At 39.6% G+C, this 22,702-nt stretch carries 21 protein-coding genes; 14 read left to right on the top strand and 7 right to left on the bottom strand.

Annotation, left to right across the window (positions count from 1 at the left end):
- Positions 1 to 101: 101 nt before the first annotated feature.
- Positions 102 to 629 carry a CinA family protein gene (locus FPL27_RS07690; protein WP_143960535.1) on the top strand — a complete coding sequence of 176 codons (528 nt, stop codon included), beginning with the start codon at positions 102 to 104 and terminating at the stop codon, positions 627 to 629.
- Positions 630 to 646: 17 nt separating this feature from the next.
- On the opposite strand, the gene FPL27_RS07685 is transcribed toward FPL27_RS07690, so the two are convergent.
- From FPL27_RS07685 to FPL27_RS07675, 3 genes are all read right to left on the bottom strand, one after another.
- Positions 647 to 2,059, bottom strand: a complete 1,413-nt coding sequence (locus FPL27_RS07685; RefSeq protein ID WP_185974324.1) for a PAS domain-containing sensor histidine kinase — start codon at positions 2,057 to 2,059, stop codon at positions 647 to 649.
- Positions 2,060 to 2,350: 291 nt separating this feature from the next.
- Positions 2,351 to 4,564, bottom strand: coding sequence for a bifunctional alpha,alpha-trehalose-phosphate synthase (UDP-forming)/trehalose-phosphatase (locus tag FPL27_RS07680; protein ID WP_143960533.1), 2,214 nt, complete (start codon positions 4,562 to 4,564; stop codon positions 2,351 to 2,353).
- Positions 4,565 to 4,832: 268 nt separating this feature from the next.
- A complete protein-coding gene (locus FPL27_RS07675; RefSeq protein WP_185974323.1) occupies positions 4,833 to 6,368 on the bottom strand; it encodes an FAD-dependent oxidoreductase in 1,536 nt (511 codons plus the stop codon).
- Positions 6,369 to 6,772: 404 nt separating this feature from the next.
- Here FPL27_RS07675 and FPL27_RS07670 point away from each other — a divergent pair, with 404 nt between their 5' ends.
- The 8 genes from FPL27_RS07670 (at position 6,773) to FPL27_RS20285 (ending at position 12,132) form a co-directional block, all read left to right on the top strand.
- Positions 6,773 to 7,294 (top strand): YciE/YciF ferroxidase family protein, encoded by a 522-nt coding sequence (locus FPL27_RS07670; protein ID WP_143960531.1) that lies wholly within the window; start codon positions 6,773 to 6,775, stop codon positions 7,292 to 7,294.
- 25 nt (positions 7,295 to 7,319) lie between these two features.
- Positions 7,320 to 7,907, top strand: a complete 588-nt coding sequence (locus FPL27_RS07665; protein WP_143960530.1) for a DUF421 domain-containing protein — start codon at positions 7,320 to 7,322, stop codon at positions 7,905 to 7,907.
- Positions 7,904 to 8,599 carry a DUF421 domain-containing protein gene (locus FPL27_RS07660; RefSeq protein WP_143960529.1) on the top strand — a complete coding sequence of 232 codons (696 nt, stop codon included), beginning with the start codon at positions 7,904 to 7,906 and terminating at the stop codon, positions 8,597 to 8,599. Before FPL27_RS07665 ends, FPL27_RS07660 begins: the two co-directional genes overlap by 4 nt.
- A 30-nt stretch (positions 8,600 to 8,629) precedes the next feature.
- Positions 8,630 to 9,487 carry an NAD(P)H-binding protein gene (locus tag FPL27_RS07655; protein ID WP_143960528.1) on the top strand — a complete coding sequence of 286 codons (858 nt, stop codon included), beginning with the start codon at positions 8,630 to 8,632 and terminating at the stop codon, positions 9,485 to 9,487.
- A gap of 64 nt (positions 9,488 to 9,551) precedes the next feature.
- Complete coding sequence (locus tag FPL27_RS07650) at positions 9,552 to 11,162, top strand: alpha-amylase family glycosyl hydrolase (protein ID WP_143960527.1); 1,611 nt, start codon at positions 9,552 to 9,554, stop codon at positions 11,160 to 11,162.
- 1 nt (position 11,163) lies between these two features.
- Complete coding sequence (locus tag FPL27_RS20025; RefSeq protein ID WP_235893393.1) at positions 11,164 to 11,391, top strand: LLM class oxidoreductase; 228 nt, start codon at positions 11,164 to 11,166, stop codon at positions 11,389 to 11,391.
- Positions 11,392 to 11,400: 9 nt separating this feature from the next.
- On the top strand, positions 11,401 to 11,661 hold the full coding sequence (locus tag FPL27_RS20290; protein ID WP_394348519.1) for an LLM class flavin-dependent oxidoreductase: 261 nt from the start codon (positions 11,401 to 11,403) through the stop codon (positions 11,659 to 11,661).
- A gap of 81 nt (positions 11,662 to 11,742) precedes the next feature.
- Positions 11,743 to 12,132, top strand: coding sequence for a hypothetical protein (locus tag FPL27_RS20285; RefSeq protein WP_235893391.1), 390 nt, complete (start codon positions 11,743 to 11,745; stop codon positions 12,130 to 12,132).
- A 25-nt stretch (positions 12,133 to 12,157) separates the two neighbouring features.
- Here the strand turns inward: FPL27_RS20285 and FPL27_RS07640 are convergent, their stop codons facing one another.
- Complete coding sequence (locus FPL27_RS07640) at positions 12,158 to 14,278, bottom strand: catalase (RefSeq protein ID WP_143960526.1); 2,121 nt, start codon at positions 14,276 to 14,278, stop codon at positions 12,158 to 12,160.
- Positions 14,279 to 14,549: 271 nt separating this feature from the next.
- Here FPL27_RS07640 and FPL27_RS07635 point away from each other — a divergent pair, with 271 nt between their 5' ends.
- Both FPL27_RS07635 and FPL27_RS20280 read left to right on the top strand, forming a co-directional pair.
- Positions 14,550 to 14,897, top strand: coding sequence for a hypothetical protein (locus tag FPL27_RS07635; RefSeq protein ID WP_143960525.1), 348 nt, complete (start codon positions 14,550 to 14,552; stop codon positions 14,895 to 14,897).
- A gap of 2 nt (positions 14,898 to 14,899) precedes the next feature.
- The gene (locus FPL27_RS20280; protein WP_143960524.1) at positions 14,900 to 15,109 is read left to right on the top strand and encodes a sensor histidine kinase; all 210 of its coding nucleotides are present in this window, start codon (positions 14,900 to 14,902) and stop codon (positions 15,107 to 15,109) included.
- Here FPL27_RS20280 and FPL27_RS07625 read toward each other — a convergent pair.
- Both FPL27_RS07625 and rmuC read right to left on the bottom strand, forming a co-directional pair.
- Positions 15,106 to 15,453, bottom strand: coding sequence for a hypothetical protein (locus tag FPL27_RS07625; RefSeq protein WP_143960523.1), 348 nt, complete (start codon positions 15,451 to 15,453; stop codon positions 15,106 to 15,108). The genes FPL27_RS20280 and FPL27_RS07625 overlap by 4 nt on opposite strands.
- Before the next feature lie 71 nt (positions 15,454 to 15,524).
- Entirely contained in the window at positions 15,525 to 16,931 is a 1,407-nt protein-coding gene (gene rmuC, locus FPL27_RS07620) for a DNA recombination protein RmuC (RefSeq protein WP_235893390.1), read from the bottom strand.
- Between the two features lie 120 nt (positions 16,932 to 17,051).
- Between rmuC and FPL27_RS07615 the strand changes: the two genes are divergently transcribed.
- The 3 genes from FPL27_RS07615 to FPL27_RS07605 all read left to right on the top strand — a co-directional run bounded on the left by FPL27_RS07615 (position 17,052) and on the right by FPL27_RS07605 (position 21,958).
- On the top strand, positions 17,052 to 17,843 hold the full coding sequence (locus tag FPL27_RS07615) for a glycerophosphodiester phosphodiesterase (RefSeq protein WP_143960522.1): 792 nt from the start codon (positions 17,052 to 17,054) through the stop codon (positions 17,841 to 17,843).
- A 245-nt stretch (positions 17,844 to 18,088) separates the two neighbouring features.
- Complete coding sequence (locus FPL27_RS07610) at positions 18,089 to 18,532, top strand: hypothetical protein (protein ID WP_143960521.1); 444 nt, start codon at positions 18,089 to 18,091, stop codon at positions 18,530 to 18,532.
- 126 nt (positions 18,533 to 18,658) lie between these two features.
- Positions 18,659 to 21,958: an amidohydrolase family protein gene (locus FPL27_RS07605; protein ID WP_143960520.1), complete on the top strand. Its 3,300-nt coding sequence runs from the start codon at positions 18,659 to 18,661 to the stop codon at positions 21,956 to 21,958.
- Positions 21,959 to 22,080: 122 nt separating this feature from the next.
- Here the strand turns inward: FPL27_RS07605 and FPL27_RS07600 are convergent, their stop codons facing one another.
- Positions 22,081 to 22,671 carry a hypothetical protein gene (locus FPL27_RS07600; RefSeq protein WP_143960519.1) on the bottom strand — a complete coding sequence of 197 codons (591 nt, stop codon included), beginning with the start codon at positions 22,669 to 22,671 and terminating at the stop codon, positions 22,081 to 22,083.
- Positions 22,672 to 22,702 lie beyond the last annotated feature (31 nt).

Below are 22,702 nucleotides of genomic sequence, written 5' to 3'. Positions count from 1 at the left end.
GAAAATTGGAATGGTTTTAGTTATATGTCAACCACATTTTTGATCTTTAAAAATCACGCTAAATCTCGAGTACTTAAAGTTTAAAGCATAAATGAGAGTATATGGCAAAGGATACACCGATTGCATTTCATAAAAACATTAAGATTGACCTTGACCTGATCAAAGAGCATTGCAAGAAAAATAAGTTAACCTTGGCGGTTGCAGAAAGTGCTTCTTCGGGGGCACTCCAATTGCTGTTTAGTGCTGAAGAAGAGGCTGGGTTATTTTTCGAAGGTGGACTTACCGTTTATAATTGCGAACAGAAGAAAAGACAGCTAGAGGTCCCCCTATCTCTCAGCGAACCTTGCAATGGGGTATCATGGGAGGTATCCAAAATGCTAGCTGTCAACATTTGTAAGCTATATCAATCGGATTTTGGTCTAGCTCTGACTGGCTTTGCCTCTCCTTATCCCGAGGAGGGCATATATGATCTATATGCCTATGGAGCGGCAGCGCAAAATGGAGAATTGCTGTTTTGTAAAAAAATAGAAAGCGATAAAGAAAGTCCAGAAGAGAAACGGGAGGATTATGCAGCTATTTTGATAAAAAAGTTTGCTGAATATTTAAAGCAAAAAGAAGAGACCGGATAAATACGGTCTCTTCTTTATTATTTCTGGTCGGGAAATTCTATGAAAAAAGTAGTTCCCTTTTCAAGCTGACTTTCAACCCAAATTGTGCCGCCAATTGCGTCTACTTGGGTTTTGGTTAGAAACAGGCCAAAGCCTTTTGATTTCGGATGCTTTATATTTTGTTTTATTTCAAATATTGAATCCCCAGATTCCTCCACATCCATTCCAACACCATTATCAGTAATAGTGAGTAGCGTACTGCTATTCACATACTCAGCACCAATTTTAATTTGAAGTTCCCTTTCGGGTGAATGATACTTGAAAGCGTTGCTTGTTATATTTTCTATAATACTACAAAAATATTTAGGTGGGCATTTTATGAATTTGATATTCTTAAGGTCTAGCTCGACCTTTGGTTTATATAGAGCAAGCTCACTTTCAAATTTTTCAAAAATTCTTTCAATACAAGCTTCCAGATTATTTTCCTTGGCCTCCATTTCAAGGTTTTGGCTTACCCTCAACCCTTCAATTAAATACTCAAAAGTCTCTTGAAGATGAGTGATTTCAGGCCGAAGTTTTGGGATTAGGCTTTTTCTTATGTTTTCTCCTGAAGCTTTTTCAAGATCTTCAGTTAGTGCATCAAGGTTATGAAGTGGCTCTTTTAAATTTTTCAAGACCAAATCGCAAAAACTTAATAGTTGCTTATTTTGATCCTTAAGTGTTTTATTACTTTGTTGGATTTTCTCTTCCGCCTTTTTTCTCTGGGTTATATCCAAGACAATGGCTAAAAACGCCTTATTATCTCCATGTCCCATGAGTTGTAAGTGAATCTCTACAGGATAAAGGCTGCCATCTTTTCTTAAATGAACTGTTTCAAACAAAACCTTTTCTTGCGTGCCATCTAGCAATGGTTTCACCAACGCCTGGAATTGCTCTTCTGTAAATTCAGGTTTTATATCCAGTGGAGTCATTTGCTTAACTTCACTTACTTGATAACCGCTATTATTAAGGGCGCCGTCGTTAATATAAAGAAACTTTAAAGTTTCTGCATCAAACAAGTAAATTTCATTCACACTATGCTGAATGACATTCAACAACTTCACCTCTTGGCTTTGAACATGCTTGGTATCAGTTACATCGTTAAGAACACCGAATACAATTAAAGGCTTTCCAACATTGTCATAAGCAATTTTGATTTCCAAGAAAAGGGTTTTGATGCTTCCATTTTTCAGTTTAACCTTATGCATCAAAGCATCATCTTTTCCTTCTTGCGAAGCAAAATTGAGAGCATTTCTGACTCTTTCCCTATCTTCCTCTACCACTAAATTTAAATAGGGTTCAAAGCCCTGCCCTTTTTTTCCTTCTACTTTAAAAATATCATTAAGTTCTTCTGACCAACTGAGCTTTTTGAAAATTAAATCGTAATGCCAGGTCCCCCACTCCTTAGCCAAGGGATCCTGAGTAAGTGCAGATAAAGCCTGGTTTCGGGTGTGTTCCTTGGCTCTTAGCGATAAGTTCTCAAACATTGACTGTGACATACTCTTGGGATTTTGGATCTTCAAGAAAAATCAAAATTTCTCTGCATCCTTAAAATAATATAATCTGACCAATAAAATAACAAGTATTTAGTATAACGCACATAACGCTGAAAAGATTTTCAAAAACCAAATTGACTAAAATAATGCCAAAATGTTTAACCAAAACTAAACTTCATTAATCAAAACAGCATAAACTCATGTAATTTATACCAAATTTACCCCTTGAGTAAAATTAGAGTTCTTCAGACAAAGGCCTTTAAGAAACTCTCTTACTTGAAAGTGATTTTGAAGATTATATTTGGCTCGGGTATATGTATAGCCAACACGTACTGTCACCGCATTAGGGGAAAGTTTTCGGAAAGTCTCCTCATCTGTCCAATTGTCCCCTATTACCAAAACAAAATCATAGGGTTGGTTTTCAAGAAATTCTAAGCATGCTTTACTTTTACTGATGTCTGGTTTTTTAATTTCCAGTGCCCTGTTTCCCTCCAGAACCTGAAGTTGGTGTCCTCTGGCTACATATTTCAAATGACTGAATAGTTCTCTTTTCCTCAGATTCCCCAAACCACTTTCAACTTTCCGATAATGCCAAACCAAGGAATGCTCCTTTTCCTCAACAAATGTTCCTGGTGTGCGTTCAACAAACTCATCCATTTCCTTTCGAAAAGCCGCCTTCCAGTCATTGACAAGCTCTACTTTGGTGACCCAATTTTTAGTGTCACGGTATCTCCAATACACCCCATGTTCAGCCATAATATGCACGGGGGTACCGTCCAGCCATTTTTCCAACGTAGATTTATCTCTTCCACTGACGATAACTATTTCTGCATTTTTCCCCAACTCTTTCAATATATTGATTACCTGCTTATCCGGCAAAGCCTCTTCAGGTTGGTCTTTATAGTCAATCAAAGCTCCATCATAATCAAGGAAAATTACGGGCTTCTCAGCACCCTCAAAATCTTGCTTTAATTGGCTGATTTCTTTACTTCCTAGAGCCCTTGATTTTAATTTTTGCTGTTTATGAACTACCTTATCCAGCGACGATAAAAAAATCTTACTCCAATGGAAGACATCATATTTCTTAACCGTCCTCTGCATAATTTTCATTTTTTTCTGCTGTAATTGGAGGGGACAATTAAGTGCAGAGTAAATGGCTTTTTCCATCATTTTAATATTGTTGGGATTTACTATAATGGCTTCCTGTAATTCCTTGCTTGCCCCAGCCATTTCTGAAAGAACCAACACCCCATCTCCAGAAATGCGGGAGGCAATGAATTCCTTGCAGACCAAATTCATCCCATCCCGTAAAGGTGTCACTAATGCCACCGAGGAAACCCTATAATAGGCAACCAATTCAGTAAAAGACAACCTTCGATAAAAATAATGGATGGGCATCCAATCCAAGGAGGAATACTTGCTATTTATTCTCCCTACGAGAGTATCTATCTTCTCCTTGAGTTCCTGATACTCGGGCACAGCTGTCCTTGAAGGCATTACGATCATGACCATGGATACCTTTTCGAGATATTCCGGATGATTGTCAATCAAAAGATCGAAGGCCTTTAGCCGTTGTAGGAGCCCTTTGCTATAATCCAACCGGTCGCTGGTCAGGACAAGCTTTTGACTTCCCAATTCCTTTTTATATTGATCGACCAACTCGCAAACTTCACTACTATTGGCTGCTTCTTGGAATTTATCATAATTGACTCCTAATGGAAATGAGTCTACATTGACTAAGTGGTTGGGGGTATGAATAAAGCCCGCTTCGTGGCTATAGCCTAGAATTCTGCCTACCGAACTTAGAAAATGTCTCATGTCATCGTAAGTGTTAAAGCCAACAAGGTCAGCCCCACACATACCCTTTAAAATCTCATCTCTCCAAGGCAACACTCTAAATATTTCGTAGGAAGGGAAAGGTATGTGTTGGAAAAAACCAATTTTTAAGTCAGGAAGTTGGTCTTTAAGCATTTGAGGCAGCAATAATAAATGGTAGTCATGGATCCATACCGTATCCCCAGGTTGAGCCTTTTTGAGGATAGCTTGGCAATATCTATCGTTTACCATCTTATATACTTCCCAAAGTTCATCATCGAAAGCTATATATTGAGTAAAATAATGATAGGTAGGCCACAAAGTCTCATTGCAAAAGCCATTATAAAACTGTTCGGCTTCGTTCTGGTCTAAAAAGACCGGCACCATCCCCTTTTCCTTAAGAGACACTATCATTTCCGCCCTTCCCTCAGCTTCTGGCACGGAAAAACCCGGCCAACCAAACCAAAGAAATTCCTCTTTATTAAAATCAAATTGATTTAAAAGTCCGGAGGCATATTCCCCTGCCGAAATCTGCAATAGACCCTTGTCTCCTCTTCCAGTTGAGTTAATTGGCAACCTATTAGAAACAATTATCATTTTACCCATTTCATTTTTTTCTTTAGGCCAATAAAAATAATTGGCTATCAAAACTACTTCTGTTTAGCCAATGGTCATTATATGGCAGTATTCGAGCCAATCTGAGGGATTTACTAAAAAGATCCAGTTAAAGCTAAACTGATAAATACACCCTTACTCATAAGAAAACCAATCAAATGATAGCGTGGTTTAATCGACTCGATATGTAAACAAATTGCAACAATAAAATAGAGGCAACATTCTGAATATTGCTCCGAATGCTACCCCTATTTGCAGTTTACTCTATTTTGGTGTTAGTTATTGGTGGAATGGGCTGTACTTCTACTTTCACTGATGGGAGTGGATTCATCGATGGACCAGCCACTACCTCTCCTTTGGCATTAAACCTACTTCCATGACAGCCGCAATCCCATGTTTGCCCTTGGTCATTCCATTTCACCAGGCATTTCATATGTGGACATATCGGTACCACACCGTGGAGATCTCCGTTGTCATCTAAGCTTACCCCTACCGTCTGCTCATCCATTTTTACTATAATTCCCTTTCCTTTCTGAAGGGTTTTGATCTTCTCCTTCTTGAGTTTGATCCTATCTCCAATGAGATGTTTCATATTATTTAGGTTTTCCCTCAATATGAATGGTATGGCATTGAATTCTACACGAGACGGGCTGAAGACTTTTTCTAAAGGATGTCTACCCTCAGAGATCAGAGAGGAAATCATCATAGCGGAAATGGTACCGAACGTAAGCCCATCACCTGAAAATCCACAGGCTATAAAGTTGTTTTTCCCGAATGGGGTTTTACCAATAAATGGAAGTTCATTGGAGGGTTCAAAAAACATTGACGTCCATTCATGATGGATTTTTTCAATTCCAAACTTCTCCTCAGCATAGGCCCGAAGTTTAAGCATTTTTTGTTGCTGCTGATTTTTCTTCCCAGATTTATTATCCGCTCCTCCAAGCATATAGCAATCTTCTCCATTAACCTCACATGGTCTGATGTAATGATAAGGTGAGTCAAAATCGTAAAACATTCCTTTCTGCACCGGAAGCTTAGGCTTAAAAACCATAACATATGAATTATGGGGGACCATCTCCATTTGAACAGGATTTAGGCCCAAGGGGGTGTGGGTAGCCTGAACTAGATGATCTGCTACTACAAAATGGCCATTAACCTTAACATGCCACTTGTCCTTCACATGAGTAAAATCAGTCACCGGTGAATATTCACAGATTCTCCCACCGGCCTCAGTCAGCGCTTTAGACAGCCCGTGCAGGTAACCCAAAGCATCCATCATCCCTTGGTTGTGTATACTAAAACTGGTTAGTTCACCTTCAATCTTCCATTCGTGCTCATGAGATATTCCCACTCCGAGCTTTTCGAAAGCATCACGCTCTTTAAAAAATTCATCCATTTGCTTTGCCTTATCTGCAAAATAGGTAACCGGCAAGTTTTTATATTTAGCCTCCTCAATTTGATAACTATTAATCAGGTTTTCGATCAACTTACGAGCCTTTACCGTAGCCATGAATATTTCTTTGGAGGTTTCCTCCCCATAAAATCGAATAAGACGGTGATAATAAAAGTCAATCGCTGAAGTAATGTGCCCCGTAGTATGGCCGGTGGTGCCTGAACCGATTTTGCCACGCTCAAGCAAGATCACATCAAAGCCTTTCTGCTTTAAAAGCAATGCAGTAGTCAAACCCGTTATCCCCCCTCCTATCACACAGACTTGGGTTTCCACACCATTATCTAAAATTGAATAACTCGGGTATTCATTTTCCTCCCACAATGACTTATTTATATCTTTCATTTGATTGCTTTTTAGTTCTATCCATTTCTGGGTTACCATTATAATAGCCAAAGTCTATACCCTAAGCGTGATTGAGCAAAAAATACCAGAAATAAAAGCCGAAGTTGCCCTTGCATTTACAGAATTGTAGGGAGAAAGACACAATTGTCAAGAAAATATTTCGACAGGTGTCCCAATTTGTTTACCGATCACCCCAAAATGTCAATAAAAATTTAGGCTTTGCCTACGCTCCATATTCCTTAATCCTCACACGAATTTGAGGCTATGCTGTAACAAGATGTTACTTTTCAGTATCTACTTTAAAAGAACAAAATTAAATGTGAAGATTTTGAATGTAAATGTTCCTGAAGGTAAATTAATGGTACCTTTTTAGGGGGATAACTAACTGAACCAACGTAGCTATCATGATTTTCTCTGACCACCCTTCCCCTAAAAAACTCCAAGATCACCAAAATCAAGCACTCGCCAAACTCTTCTTAGATGATCTAAAGAGCATTTACGGCACTGAAAAAGAAATGATAGACATTTTAGGGCTGTTTCTTAGAAAAGAGTATTCCAAAGAGTTTGCTAAAACTATCAGCTTCTATGCTTCCATCAGCAACAACCATCTTGAAAATCTGGAGACCTTGTTTTTACTTGTCGATAATCCCATCCAGTCTCTTCACGGACCATTGTTGATGGGCATTACTAAGGAAGCCAAGGAAATATCCGACAACCAGCAGCCTTCCTCACTTATTCTGGATTTAAAGATTTATAAATTATTAAGCCATTATAATCACTATAAAATAGCCTGCTACAGCCAACTTTTGACCGTAGGGAGTAAAATGGGGCTTACTGATGTCATAGCTATATTGAATGAAAACTTGGACTCTGAGCGCAAAATGTCCCAAAAAATTCAAACAAGTGAAAGCCTTCTGACCTTTTAATCTCAGAACCTAACATTTTTTTTAAATGGAACATGTTGATGTTGAAATGTGGGACTGGCACCGCATATGGATAGGTGATGTGCCTACTTTATTTCTGGTAGAAGTACTGATTCGCTCTATCATCATCTTTGCCATCCTCCTTTTCACCCTTCGGCTGATGGGTAAGAGAATGGGAGGTCAATTAAGCTTATCCGAAATGGCTGTAATGGTCACGCTAGGAGCTTTAGTTGCTGTACCTATGCAAATATATGACAGGGGGCTTCTTATGGGCTTGACCGCCTTGATCATAGCATACCTATTTCAAAGGGGCTTCAATTATCTGGGAGTAAAATACAGCTGGTTTGAAGACTTGACACAAGGAAAATTGTCCATTTTGGTGAAGGACGGACAAATTGTGGAAAATGAATTGTTTAAGGCTAGAATAAGCAAAAACCAACTCTTCGCCATGTTGAGAAACGAGCAAATTACTCACCTTTCGGAAGTCAAACGTCTGTATTTGGAAGCAAGTGGAGTAATATCCATCTATATAACTGAAAGTGCAGCTAAGGAAAATAACATACTTCCAATGAAAGATAAAAAAATTCAAAGGGAAGTAAAATTTGACACGCTATGATATTATTGGAGATCGGCCTTTCTGATTATCATCGCTTTATTTTTGGTGAGGTGCCAGAAGCATTCCTTTTGGAAGTGGTGCTGAGGACTGTTTTTGTATATGCCTTATTAATGGTTTCTATGAGGCTAATGGGAAAAAGAATGACTTCTCAAATCAGTCGATTAGAAATGGCTTCCATGGTAGCATTGGCCGCGGCTATCGGGGTGCCCGTTTTGGCACCAGAACAGGGGCTTTTGGATGCACTGATTATAGCTACTATCGTTGTGTTTTCCCAACGGGTAGTTTCTTGGGTAAATGCAAAAAATGAAAACTTTGAAAGGAAAGTCCAAGGAGATGTAGCTACCATTATTGAAGACGGAATCCTTGACATCAAAACAATGGAAAAAACATTAATTTCCACTGAAAGACTTAAAGCCCAGCTGAGATCAGAAAAACTGGTTCACAGTGGCCAGGTCAAAAGATTATATTTTGAAAGTAATGGATCCTTTTCATTAGTGGAAGAAAAAGACCCAAAGCCTGGTCTGCTTATATTGCCAGCCATTGATCAGGATTTCATCGAGGAGGTTTCGGAAGAAGTTCAAACAGTTATTTGTGCCAAGTGTGCAAAAGAAGCAAACACACGGCATGATTTTGTGTGTGATAACTGTGGTAACAAGAGCACCGCCAGAGCGGTAAAAACCAAATCTTCATAATCTTCACCTATAACTCAAACCAACCTAATCATGGATAAAATACTTTTAGCAGGTGCATCAGGTACTCTCGGAATGGAAGTTCTGAAAATACTTTCTCAAAATGGACATCAAGTAAGAGCAATGATTCATGAGGATAAGCATATCGAGGAAATCAGACGCTTTACCGATGATATTGTGGTTTTTGATGTCCAAAATCCTATCCATGAAATTGGAGTTTTCGAAAATATTAACATCTTAATTTCCTCTATAGGAAAAAGTGTTAGCATTTTTAGAAGTACCGACGGCACCTATGATAGCATAGATTTTCATGGAAACAAAAACTTATTTGAGCAGGCAAGCAATGCTGGAGTGAAAAGAGGAATTTTTGTATCTATTATGGGAGCCTCTGAAGAAAATTCTCTTGAGTTGGCGCAAGTACATTACAAAGCTGAAAAAGCATTGGCTGATAATTTCAAAAACTATACAATCATCCGGCCCGCAGGTTTTTTTGGAGGCTTACATGATCTAATTAAAATGGGTAAAGCCGGCGTGATCCCAGTCATAGGAGATGGAATGCCCAAAACCAACTCTATTTACCAAGGAGACTTAGCCAAACTTATATTCGAAAATCTTAACTCTGGCCCTGAAATCATGGAAGTGGGCGGGCCCAAAATCCATACTCGATTGGAAATGGCTGAGATGATACAACGAAAAACAGGCGGTGAAATACTTAAAGTTCCAAATGCGGCAGCGAAAGGTTCCATCCTTCCCCTGTCAGTATTCAAACCCGAATTGTTTCATAATATGGATTACTTCCGGTTTGTTTCTTCCAAAGACATGATCGGTGAAAAGCATGGCACATTGAGTTTTGAAGAATATCTCGACCAACTTGATCTATCCCAAATCTAAACCCTTTCTACCACTCAGGGTTAGAATAAAAAGATTTTTCGTGCTTTTCACTTAGTATTAGGATATGGATAAAAATTGGTATAAAGAAGCCATCATTTATGGAGTAGATGTCAAGCTTTTTCAAGATTCAAACAATGACGGTTTCGGAGATTTCCAAGGTCTTACCCAACGACTAGATTATTTAGTCGATTTAGGTATCAATTGTCTTTGGGTGATGCCATTCTATCCTTCCCCATTAAGAGACTATGGATATGATGTAAAGGATTTCCTAAATATTGATTCACGGTTGGGAAATATGGATGATTTTCTCAATTTCATTGATGCCTGTCAGGAGAAAAACATTAGAGTTATAATCGATCTTGTTATTAACCATACTTCTGTCGAACACCCTTGGTTTATCCAATCCAAGTCATATCGCAACTCCCCGTATCGTGATTATTATGTATGGAGGGATGAAAAGCCTGAAGAAGACGATCAAAAAATTATGTTTGAAGGAGTAGAAGACAGCGTATGGGAATATGCTGCCGAAACAAACTCCTATTATTTACATAGTTACTATAAGGAGCAAGCCGACCTCAATTTCTCCAACCCAAAAGTAAAAAAGGAAATATTCAAGGTTATTAAATTTTGGCTTCAATTAGGTGTTTCAGGTTTTCGGATAGATGCCGCCCATACCTTGATAGACACCAATTCAATTAGTAATTACAATAATATTTTCAAAGAAATCAGGGAGTACAGTGAAGGTATTAATCCTGAGGCCATATTATTGGGCGAGGCAGATGTTTCTTCTGACCAGATCAAAGAGTTTTTTGGTAAAGGAGATAGAATACACATGCTTTTCAACTTCTTTACCAACCAATACCTATTTCTGGCCTTGGCTCAGGAAAAAGGCAGTGCTCTGGCCAAAGGGCTTGATGCTAGCGATTATTCCTGCGGGCATTCACTCAATTTTGTACGCCATCATGATGAATTGAATATCCTTCAGCTTTCTGATAAAGACCGAAAAGAGGTACTTCATAAATTTGCACCAGAACCAAACATGAGGGTTTTCAATGAAGGGGGAATCAAAAGAGAATTGGTTTCCATGATGGAAAATGATATCAATAGAATCAAATTGGTGTATGTGTCAATCTTCGGCATCCCTGGATCTCCAATGCTACACTTTGGTGAAGAATTGGGTATGGGTGAGGATCTCAACCGGAACCTTCGCGCTGCAGTGCGCATACCGATGCAATGGAATTCTAGTCTGCATGGCGGATTTTCTCAAGCTCCAATGGAGAAAATCTGTTATCCACCTTTATCGCAAGGGCCATACAGTTATAAAAACATAAACGTTGAGCTTCATCAAAAAGATAAAGGCTCAATCTATCACTTTATCGTCAATCTTATAAAACTAAGAAAAGATTGCATTGAAATTGGTTATGGGAAATGGGAACGACTCAAACTTTCCGATGAGCTTCTATCGATAATCTATGCCCATGATGGGAAAAGATTATTGGTTGTCCTTAATTTTTCTTCAAAAAAGCAAAAAGTAAGGTTGCCAGATGATTTGCAAAATGTTGAAACGATGGATGAATTGGCAGACAAGGATTATAAGGCTCCAGCTACTTTAATTGAAGTTAATGGTTATGGATATAGATGGATTAGGATAAATGTCCATAAAAAAGTGATTTGATATGGAGATAGGTTACCATGTTTCTCATGAACAATTTAGCCCTTCTGAATTATTGAAATTGGTTCAGTTGGCTGAAAAAAAAGGCTTTCAGTTTGCTCTTTCCAGTGATCATTTCTATCCTTGGAGCGAGGACCAGGGGCAATCTGGCTATGCCTGGAGTTGGCTGGGGGCCGCGCTGGCAAAAACTTATTTGCCAATGGGTGTTGTCAACTGTCCCCACATGCGATAAAATCCTGCCATTATAGCTCAAGCATCAGCTACCTTAATGGACATGTTTCCCGACCGTTTTTGGATCTGTGTGGGAAGTGGCCAAATGTTAAATGAAGGCATTGTCGGAAAAAAGTGGCCGACCAAGGATAACCGGAATGAGGCTTTGAAGGATGCAGTTCATATCATGCGGGAATTGTGGAGGGGAAAAATGGTCAATTATGACAAGCATTTCACCGTACAAAATGCCAAGCTTTATACACTCCCACCAAAACCTCCTGTAGTTGTGTGAGCCGCTCTCACCCCCAAAACCGCCAATTTTTTATCCGGCTGGGCAGATGGTATAATCACAGTAAACAAACCGCTTGACGAAATGCAAGTATTTGTTGAAAATTGGAAAAAGGCTGGAGGAGAAAATAAACCTATGATTCTCAAATTACAGGTTTCATACCACCCAGAAAAGGATAAAGCGAAGGAACTGGCTTTTGACCAATGGAAAACAAATATTTTTGAAAGTGATCTCTTGGCTGAATTAGGAAATCCAAAACAGTTTGAACAAGCCGCAGCATATGTCAGACCGGAGGACCTCGCTGACCATGTTTATATGGGCAGCGACCCTGATCTTTTCATTGAAACCATCAGATCATATCAAAAATTGGGTTTCTCGAAAATATCAATTCACAATGTCAATCGTAATCAAAAAGAATTTATTGACTTCTTTGGCCAATACATTTTACCTAAAGTAAAAAAAACACCCTCCTGAATATCATGAGGGTGTTTTTTTTACTTTAAGCGGGCACTTTGTCTTTGCTAGACCTACCCCAATGTCTTTGCATCGCTAGAGCCTTAAAATAGTCATTGAAGAAATTATCTGACAAGTCACTTCCGCTCACAACTCCTTTGTCCGACCAATTACCATCGCCATTTTCTTGTACTAATTTCCGGATGGAAGTATTATCCAGAAATTCCTTAGCATCCCCAATCAATCCAATTGGTTTGCAGTGCCTGTAGCATTCGTTGACAAAATGGATAGAGTCACCATTGTCGGCCATGGCTTCTATGCTTTCCTTTCCATCAACAACAAAAATGCTATCATATAACACAGAAGCTGTTGTAATATAGGATTTATCTACTTTCATTTCATCTCCGAAAATTCCGAATTGAGAGGATACAACCTCGGCATCCGCATTATTTTCTTTAAGCCACTCTTTAAGTTTAGTGACCGTAGATAAATTTGCCCCTTTTTCGGCCAGTATTCCCACCTTCATCCCTTTAATGGAATCAGCTTTTTTGACTTTTTCCATACTTAGGGAAGGTGAATCATCTATATTCACTTTATCCTTCCACACGTTTTCTTGGAAAGATTTGACTTCCTGCTGAATTTTATCGATCTCTGATTGGTCAAGTGGCTTTACACCTATTCCTTCTGCTACTTTCCTTGCCATGTCCTCATCGATATGGTAGAATTGTCTTACTACGCGCTCCCTAATAGCCATTTCTTTAACTTTTCCGAGCTCAAACCATGCGGCTTCTATGATATGCTTCTTTTCAATTTCGGTCATGCTTCGGTAGAAAAGCGTAGCTTGAGAATAAAAATCCTTAAACCCCTCACTTCTGCCACGGATTTTCTTTCCTGAGACATTTTCTGGATAATGTACATATCCCATTTCATCTTCTGGGGCCATTTGCGGTTTACCTTCGGCCCTAGAGTTTGGAAAGTAATTAACATTGCCTCTATGATTATTGTGATGCCGCATGAAGCCATCCTGTTGGTTGTTTTCCACTTTGGCGTGGGGCTTATTGATAGGCAGCTCGGCAAAATTTGGTCCACCCAATCGAGTCAACTGGGTATCCAAATAAGAAAACAGCCTACCTTGCAAAAGTGGATCATTAGTCAAATCAATACCTGATACCAAGTGTCCAGGGTGAAACGCCACCTGCTCCGTCTCCGTAAAAAAGTCCTCGGGATTCCTATCCAGCACCATCTTCCCTACTCTCTTAAGTGGCACGAGTTCTTCCGGCCATATTTTGGTAGCGTCTAGGATATCAAAAGCAAACTTATGCTCATCCTCTTCCGGAAGCATTTGAACACAAAGCTCAAATTCTGGATAATTTCCCATTTCGATTGAATCCCAAAGATCCCTTCTATTGAAATCTGGATCCTTGCCAGCCGTCTTTTGGGCCTCATCCCAAACTAGTGATGCCATGTCAGTCAATGGCTTCCAATGCAGCTTTATGAAGTGACTTTTACCTTCTTTGTTTACAAACCTGAAGGTATGAACGCCAAATCCTTCCATTTTGGAATAACTTCGAGGCACCCCACGATCGGATAACACCCACATGATCATGTGCATGGATTCAGGCATTAGAGACACAAAATCCCAAAAGGAGTCATGAGCTGCTGCAGCCTGTGGCATTTCGTTGTGTGGTTCTGGCTTAATAGAATGGACCAAATCAGGAAATTTTATCGCATCTTGAATAAAAAATACCGGCATATTATTGCCTACTAGGTCATAATTACCTTCTTCAGTATAAAACTTGGTAGCAAAACCCCTCACATCTCTTACGGTATCAGCTGATCCTCTAAAACCAACTACCGTGGAAAATCTCACAAACACGGAAGTTTTCTTGGATGGATCTTGAAGAAATTTAGCTTTAGTATACGGCGCCATGCTTTCATAAACTTGAAAATACCCATGCGCTGCCGACCCTCTGGCATGTACCACCCTTTCTGGTATACGCTCATGATCAAAATGCATCATCTTTTCTCGGAAATGATGGTCATCCATAATGGTAGGACCACGTTCTCCTACCTTCAAACTATCATCGGTATGGCTGACTTTTACCCCTTGATTGGTGGTCATGAAATCATGCTCTTTGTCAGGTTGGTTTTTGGGATTATTCTCCATGAAACTGAAATATTTAGTGGTTAAAACTTATATAAGTTCAAAGGGTATTCCATTTGAATTCAAATTGAGTTGAACCCTCAACTTCACTCAAAAAACCTATTCAAAAAGCCCTTTTAAACCTTTAAATACTATTTCTCTATTCGGAATTTAGTTGACAGATTCACCCTTGATGACTAGCTCAGGAAACACAATGCCCCTTTTTGGTAATGGTGTGTATTTATTCATAAGGGGTTCTGAAAATTCTAATTGAATGGTATGATTTAGGCAGTATTTGCAACAACTCCCTTTTTTTACCTATTTTTTTCCTGAAACTATGCTACTGCCTGACATTGATTACAATGAAATTTTACGTGAATCCTTCCCGTTTTTCCTGATTTTCAATCATGAAACAGAAGAGATAGAAACCAATAAAAACACCCAAAAACTCTTCCAAGGTGCTCGAAACACTAATATTTCAACATTACCAAGCTTTTTTAAAACCCTAATAAGGAATATCCTGGACTCTAATGATGGTAGCACAGAAGCAGAAATTAAGGTGGATGAAAAGACTCAAACTGCTGTAAATCCTCAAGATGGAATTATTAACATCACCCTCAACGAAAAGGATACGAAGTTATAGAAATGATAGTAGAGGGTAACGGGCCCGGTATTGCCGACAAGTATAAACCAATGTTGTTCAAGCTGTACTTTACCACCAAACAAAATGGGTTAGGAATTGGCTTAGCTACGGCAAAAAAAATCTTTGATGCACAGGGAATAAAGGTGAAGGTGGAGAGCGAAGAAAAAAAAGGGATGCAAATTTTTCATCCGCATCCCCCTATAAATAATTAATCTATATCATCCAATCGTTCATCCTTATCTGCCGGTACTTTTTTAATGAAGTCGATATGGTATTGCTGTTCCTCATCAGAATAGGTCCCATAGGCGTCTAAAAGATAACCGTGCTTTCCATCTTTGGCTTGAATCGCATATAATATAGCCATGTCTGCAGGATCAGATTCCCCCTCAAAACGATAAACCTTCACAATTTTCAAATCCTCGGCTGAATAAGTTTTATTTCCCTCATCAAGGACAGCTCCTTTATCTTTTTTTGTTCTAAACTCAGCCCCATATCCTTTCTCTTCAAGCCTTTTCATAACTTGGGAAAGTGGGGTCATATACGTGGAGTCGCTCATAGTTCTTTCTGGTTAAAATGAAAAATCAATCTACCCTAAACAGTTCAAAAATTGAGCCACCAGCTATTCCCTTATTCTTTAAGCATTTTTTCGGGTATGGAGGTATTTGCTTTTACTCCAAGTTGCTTTAACTTCTCCACTTGGCCGATAAGGTTCCCTTTACCAGTTTTCAATTGCTTCATAGCATTATCATACGATGTTTGGGATTTTTCCAAGTGGTTACCAATTTCCTCCAAGCTACCGATGAAATTGACAAACTTGTCATAAAGTTTCCCTCCGCGCTCGGCAATATCCAAAGCGTTTTGGCTTTGGTCGGTGCGAATCCACAAGTCTTTGATCATCTTCAAGGCAGCTATCAAATTACTGCTGCTGATAAGCAAAATACGTTTTTTATACGCATACTCCCAAAGTTGGGAGTCCGCTTGGACAGCGGAAATGTAGGCCGCCTCCAATGGTACAAACATGATCACAAAATCCAACACTTTGGCATAGCCGTCATATTGCTTTGCAGATAATTGATCTATATGAGTCCGGATAGACTTTAAGTGCGAAAGCAAGGCTGATTTCCTCACTTCATCCTCTTCAGCATTGAAATATTGCTCATAAGCCACCAGGGAGACCTTGGAGTCAATGATTATTTTGCGGTCATCAGGATACGTGATAGTCACATCAGGCTGCATTCTTTTCCCATTGGGCCCTAAAAGATACTCGCCGCTTTCATCTCTGAGAAATTCCTGAACCACATAATGTCTGTTTTTCTCCAAACCGGAGTTTTGCAAAATAGTCTCCAAGATAGCTTCACCCCAGTTGCCCTGGGTTTTGGTATTGCCTTTTAAGGCGGCGGTTAGATTTTTGGCTTCCTCGCCGATTCGGTAATTTAAAGCCATCAGATCTTTGACCTGTTTTTCCAAACTGAACCTTTCCTTCGATTCCTTGTCATAGGTCTCCTCCACTTTTTTCTTAAATTCACCTAGCTCCTGATTCAAAGGTTTTAATATCTGCTCAATATTTTCCTTATTTTGCTTGCTAAACCGTTGTGATTTATCCTCCAGTATTTTTCCAGCCAGCAGCTCAAATTGTTGTGTAAATTTTTGGCCCAAATTCTCCAAATCAGCGGTTTGGGCTATCAGTTTTTCTTCCAAATTAATAACCCTTTCCTTAGAGGCTACCAACCTCTCTTTGGTATCAGAATATTCAAACTGCAGGCTTTCCATTTTTCGACTTAACCCCTTTTCACGCTCCAAGGAATCCTCCAGCCTACCAATTGCAAGTTTATAATCACTTTCCAGATTTGACTTTTCCGAAACGAATTTTTCCAAGCCGGCAATAATTTCCTTATCCTCACAAACTTTTTCTTCCAATACACGCCTTTGTTCTTCCAATACAGCCTGACTACCTTTAATCTTAAAAATCAAAAGCAGACAAAAAACCACAACGCCCAAAGCCAGTAGGAGTCCAATAATCAACATACTTTCCATTTTTCCTTATTTTATCCAAAAGTAAAAAATTCATTTTGGCTTAATGGTTTCTTAGACATTATTTGACACAAAAAATTTGTGAGCAAAATGGATTCTCTCTATTTTTCATAAAAAAAAACCATGAACGTTTATTTCCCTCTTTTTCTGTCCTTGCTTTGCTTTTCTTTATTTTCCTGTCAACAGGCTTCCCCTGAAAGTTTTCATGACAATAATGTCATTGCTCATCGGGGTGCCTGGAAAAAGGCGGGTCACCCACAAAATAGCATAGCCTCACTCCGAGAGGCGATAAGACTGGGTTGCGAGGGTTCAGAGTTTGATGTTTGGATGACAGCAGACAGTATATTAGTTGTCAATCATGATGCTGACTTTATGGGCTTGCCAATAGAAACTTCCACCTTGGAGCAACTATACGAAAAAGAACTTTCTAATGGGGAGAAAATACCAACCGCGGCAGAATATTTAAAGGAGGGTATTAAGCAGAAAAAAACCAAGTTGATTTATGAGGCCAAACCTTCGGAATTGGGAAGAGAACGAAATTTCCTAATCGCCCAAAAAAGTGTTGAGCTAGTCAAAAGTTTGAAGGCTTCAGAATGGGTCGATTACATTTCTTTCGACAAAGATATCTGCAGAAAAATCATGGAACTGGATCCGGATGCCCAGGTTGCCTATTTGAACGGTGAAAAATCACCAGAGCAGTTAGCCGAAAACGGTTATTTTGGGTTTGATTATCACATATCGATAGTTAAGAAAAACTCTCACTGGATTACTGAAGCCCATCAACTTGGGTTAACAGTTAATGCTTGGACAGTAAATGATTCTGATGACATGAAATGGCTGCTGGATCACGGTACAGATTTCATCACTACGGATGAACCGGAAATGCTACTTGAAATAGTACAAAATCGAAATTGATAACATTTACTTATTAAAAGTTTATGGAATGAGATTTCGAGAAGTAATCCAACAGGAAACACGTCAAAGCGTTGACAAATATTGAATTTATTTCACTTTACACACAAATTTTATGGTTTTAACAATTTATCGGGGTTAATTTTAGATTAATAAAGATCTTTTTCATTACTTGCAGACGTTCAACAAGAAAACAGCTAATTAAGCTGCCCTTATATTGCACTATTCTACTAAACGCCGCTAATGATATGACTATAGATCCCTTTCTTGAGTTTTTATATAGCCCTAGAGCAATATCTCCAATTTTATCTATCCAAGAGGAGCTCAGCGTAAACAAAATCAACCCAGAAACCACTTCATTATTTAACCCTTTCAATTTTGATTCATCATCTGAATTGATGTATATTTTCACGGTGATAATTGTAGTACTTGGAATTCTTTTCTATAAATTCAGATTCGCCAGCAAGCATGAAAAACATCCCTATGAAGTCTATCAAGAGGCTGAATTTAGAGCGAAGGTATTAATACAAAAAGGAGATTATAACCAAGCGGTTCAACAGTATAAAGCTGCTCTTCAAGAAATTCAGTTTGATGAAAATCAGGAAAACTTTGAAAGTCCCAAGAAGCAAACAGCATGGATTCTGGGCCAAAAAATAGAAGAGCTAAGCCAGCAGGAAAGCTCCTCTTTCTAATTTTGAGCAAGCAAACCTTACCATTTTTTCGAATTTTCAAACATATTAGCATCCCATTTTATCCCCATAGGAGAAGTCAGCAACGAGTCTTATATTTGGTTTTCTTTAAAAACCCGTATTCGACTTATGATAAACCTCAAATTAAGCTTAACCTTATTTGCATGCTTACTATCTTTGGCTGTTTTTGCCCAGGAAGATAAGGAAAATGGCAAATGGGATGTCTCCGAACCTAAGGGAGATTGGAATTTTAAAACTCATTCTTTCACCACCGATGAAGGCACATGGATTAATATCGATGTAAGCCCTGACGGCAAAACAATAGTTTTTGACCTTCTTGGTGATATTTATTCCATGCCTGTCGATGGCGGCAAGGCAACTCCAATACGTACAGGATTGCCCTTTGAAGTTCAGCCTAGATTCAGCCCCGATGGCAACTGGATTTCCTTCACCAGCGACGCGGGCGGAGGCGACAATGTCTGGGTGATGAAACCAGATGGCAGTGAAGCCCGTCAGGTTACCAAAGAAACTTTCCGCCTTCTTAACAATGCTACATGGATGCCTGATGGCAATTTCCTAATCGCCCGTAAGCATTTCACCTCCGGCCGTTCTTTAGGCGCTGGGGAAATGTGGCAATTCCACATCACAGGCGGAAATGGCATTCAGCTCACCGAACGCAGAAACGACCAGCAAGACACAAACGAACCAAGTGTTTCTCTTGACGGAAAATACATGTATTATAGTGAGGACATGGCACCAGGTGGAGCATTTGAATACAATAGGGACCCCAACAAGCAAATCTACGTTATCAAAAGATATGACTTCTCTACGGGGGAAATAACCACTATAACTGGAGGACCAGGAGGGGCTGCAAGACCTCAAGTTTCAAGAGATGGAAAAAAGCTGGCCTTTGTAAAAAGAGTAAGAACCAAATCAGTTCTTTACATCCATGACTTGGAAACAGGTGAGGAATGGCCGGTTTATGATGGGTTGAATCAAGATCAACAGACAGCATGGGCAATTTTCGGCGTCTATCCAGGTTTCAGCTGGATGCCAAATAATGAAGAAATTGTCTTCTGGGCAAATGGGAAGATTAATAAGGTTTCCATTAAAACTGCAGAAGTAGCAGAGATTCCGTTCTCGGTGGATGCTGAAATCCAGATTGCTGAAAGAGTCCATAAGAAAAATCCTATTCCGGATGATACCTTTGACTCAAAAGTGATCCGAAACGCAGTAACTTCCCCAGACGGAAAAACATTAGCCTTTAATGCACTTGGTTACATCTACACTAAAAACCTACCAAATGGCAACCCAAAACGCCTGACCTCAGGTGAGCATTTTGAATCCGAGCCTGCTTTTTCAGCTGATGGAAAAACTATCGTATTTGTGACTTGGGACGATGAGGAAATGGGCGCAATCCATAAGGTTCCAGCGTCAGGAGGAAAAACCACTAAATTAACCAAAGAAAAAGGTATCTACAGAAGACCATCCTTTTCTCCTGATGGAAAGAGAATTGCCTTCCGAAGAGAGTCCGGTAACATGGACCAAGGGAGAACATTTTCGAAGAACCCTGGCATCTACACCATGTCCTTTGAAGGAGAAGACATCAAATTAATCACTAAAGATGGCGATTACCCCATTTTCAACAAAGAAGGGGACCGAATTTTCATACAGACAGGAGGGACATTCTTTGGCAGCCTTACCAAAGAATTAAAAAGTTTGGATCTCAACGGCCAAGATGAAAGGACACATATCAAATCCAAATATGCAAATCGTCTTGTCCCAAGCCCAGACAACAAGTGGGTTGCTTTTACCCATCTTCACAAGGCTTTTGTGGCACCTTTGGTAATGACTGGACGCGAATTTGACTTGGATGATAAATCCACTTCTATTCCTGTTTCTCAGCTTTCGAGGGATGCTGGAGTGAACCTCCATTGGTCTAAAGATAGCGATGTGATTTATTGGATGATGGGTGACACTTATTATTCAAACAAATTGGCTGACAAATTCACTTTCTTACCAGATTCTCCGGAAGAGCCAGTGAAACCTACAGACGAAGGTGTTAAAATTACATTGACCGCAAAAGTGGACAGGCCGGAAGGTATAATTGCTTTCACCAATGCACGAATCATTACCATGGAAGGTGATGAAGTGATTGAAAAGGGCACCATAATCATCAGCCAAAACAAAATCAGCGCTATTGGTAAATCTGATGAAATTGAAGTGCCTGGGAATGCTAAAGTTTATGAAATGCAAGGAAAAACCATCATGCCTGGCATAGTGGATGCTCATGCGCATATTGGTGCTTTCCGAGAAGGCTTGAATGTAAAGCAAAACTGGCAGTTTTATGCTAACCTAGCCTTTGGTGTCACTACTGCTCACGACCCTTCTGCTAATACAGAAACTGTATTTACTTTGGCAGAGATGGTAAGAGCTGGTGAAGTAGTGGGACCAAGGATTTACAGTACAGGTTTCATCTTGTATGGTGCTGATGGTGATTTCAAAGCTGTAATCAACAATATCGATGACGCCCGATCTTCTATTAGAAGAACGAAGGCCTTTGGTGCCCAATCTGTTAAAAGTTATAACCAGCCTCGCCGAGAGCAGCGTCAGCAAATCATGCAGGCAGCCAGAGAGGAAGGAATCAACGTCGTACCAGAAGGTGGGTCCACTTTCTTCCACAACATGAGCATGATAATGGATGGGCATACGGGTATTGAACACAATATACCAATAACGCCAGTTTACAAAGATGTAATCGAACTTTGGAGTAATTCTGAGGTAGGCTACACCCCTACCCTCATCGTCAATTATGGCGGCTTGAATTCTGAATATTATTGGTATCAGCACACCAATGTCTGGGAAAATGAAAAATTAATGAAATTTACCCCGAGAGCAGTCATTGATTCCAGGTCTAGATTTCGTATTATGGCTCCTGAGGAGGAATACGAAGCAGGACACATCATGACTTCTAAAGCGGTGAATGAATTATCTAAAAATGGCGTAAAGATTAACTTAGGGGGTCATGGGCAACTTCAAGGACTGGGCGCTCACTGGGAGCTTTGGTCATTGCAGCAGGGTGGCATGAGCAATCATGAGGCATTAAAAGCTGCCACAATCAATGGAGCTGAATACATTGGTGCAGGAGAGGATTTAGGGTCTTTGAAGGTAGGAAAATTAGCCGACCTTATCATAATGGACAAAAATCCATTGGAAGATATTAGAAACTCAGAAACAATCCGATACACCATGATCAACGGTAGACTTTATGACACTGAAACCATGAACGAAATTGGAAATAGAACTAAGGAAAGAGGTTCTTTCTATTGGGAAAATAACCTATTTAATGAAGCCTTTGAGTGGCACGATGAATCCAATAGTTTTATGAGAGATGGTTGCGGTTGCAGCTTAGGACACTCACACAATTAATAAATAAAAGTAAAGCCCTGAGAGGAAAGTCCCAGGGCTTTGCTTTTGATTATTAGTCAAGTACATACCTCATTGTAGTTACAAAATGTAACATTTCTTACCCATAATTTTACTAAACTAAATTACCGATTGGCTCTTCCAGGCAAGTAAATCTGGAAACCCAAACCTACGGCCAAACCTGTTACAGATGCTCCGGTATTAATATTTGCTCTGGAGTAGGTATAACCAAAGGTACCTTCTATGGCCACATTATTACTGATAAAATGCGCGTACCCAAGTCGAAGGCCAGCTAAAAAAGAAGCATCACTAGCCTCTGTACTACCCGCAAGACCTGCTTCTGCTTCTCCAAAAAAGCGGCTAGTTGCTGTTGCTCCCTCCGGGAAATAGTATCTCACAAATGGCGTAACACCATAACTCCAGATATTATCAAAATCAGGAATCGTTTGTAAACCCACTGTAACGCCTAAACCAACAGCCAAATCATCAAATATGAAGTAACCGGCACGGGGATTTAAAACCACTCCAAATGACTCCGTGGTAAAATTATATCCTAAGGAGCCGATACTTCCTCCAACAATCCAATTCCCCGCTTGAACAGGTGAGCTACCTACATTAGCTGAGGTCGGGGGTGGTGACTGACGGGGATCTACTTGAGCCATCGAAAAGCTCAGACAAAATACAAAAGCGACGAGAGTAAATATTCCTTTTTTCATGGCAAAACAATTTTTAGTTAAAAATATGACC

Origin of the sequence: Litoribacter populi, assembly GCF_007483685.1 — a bacterium.
GTDB lineage: Bacteria > Bacteroidota > Bacteroidia > Cytophagales > Cyclobacteriaceae > Litoribacter > Litoribacter populi.
This window is presented reverse-complemented; position numbering and strand designations above follow the sequence as displayed.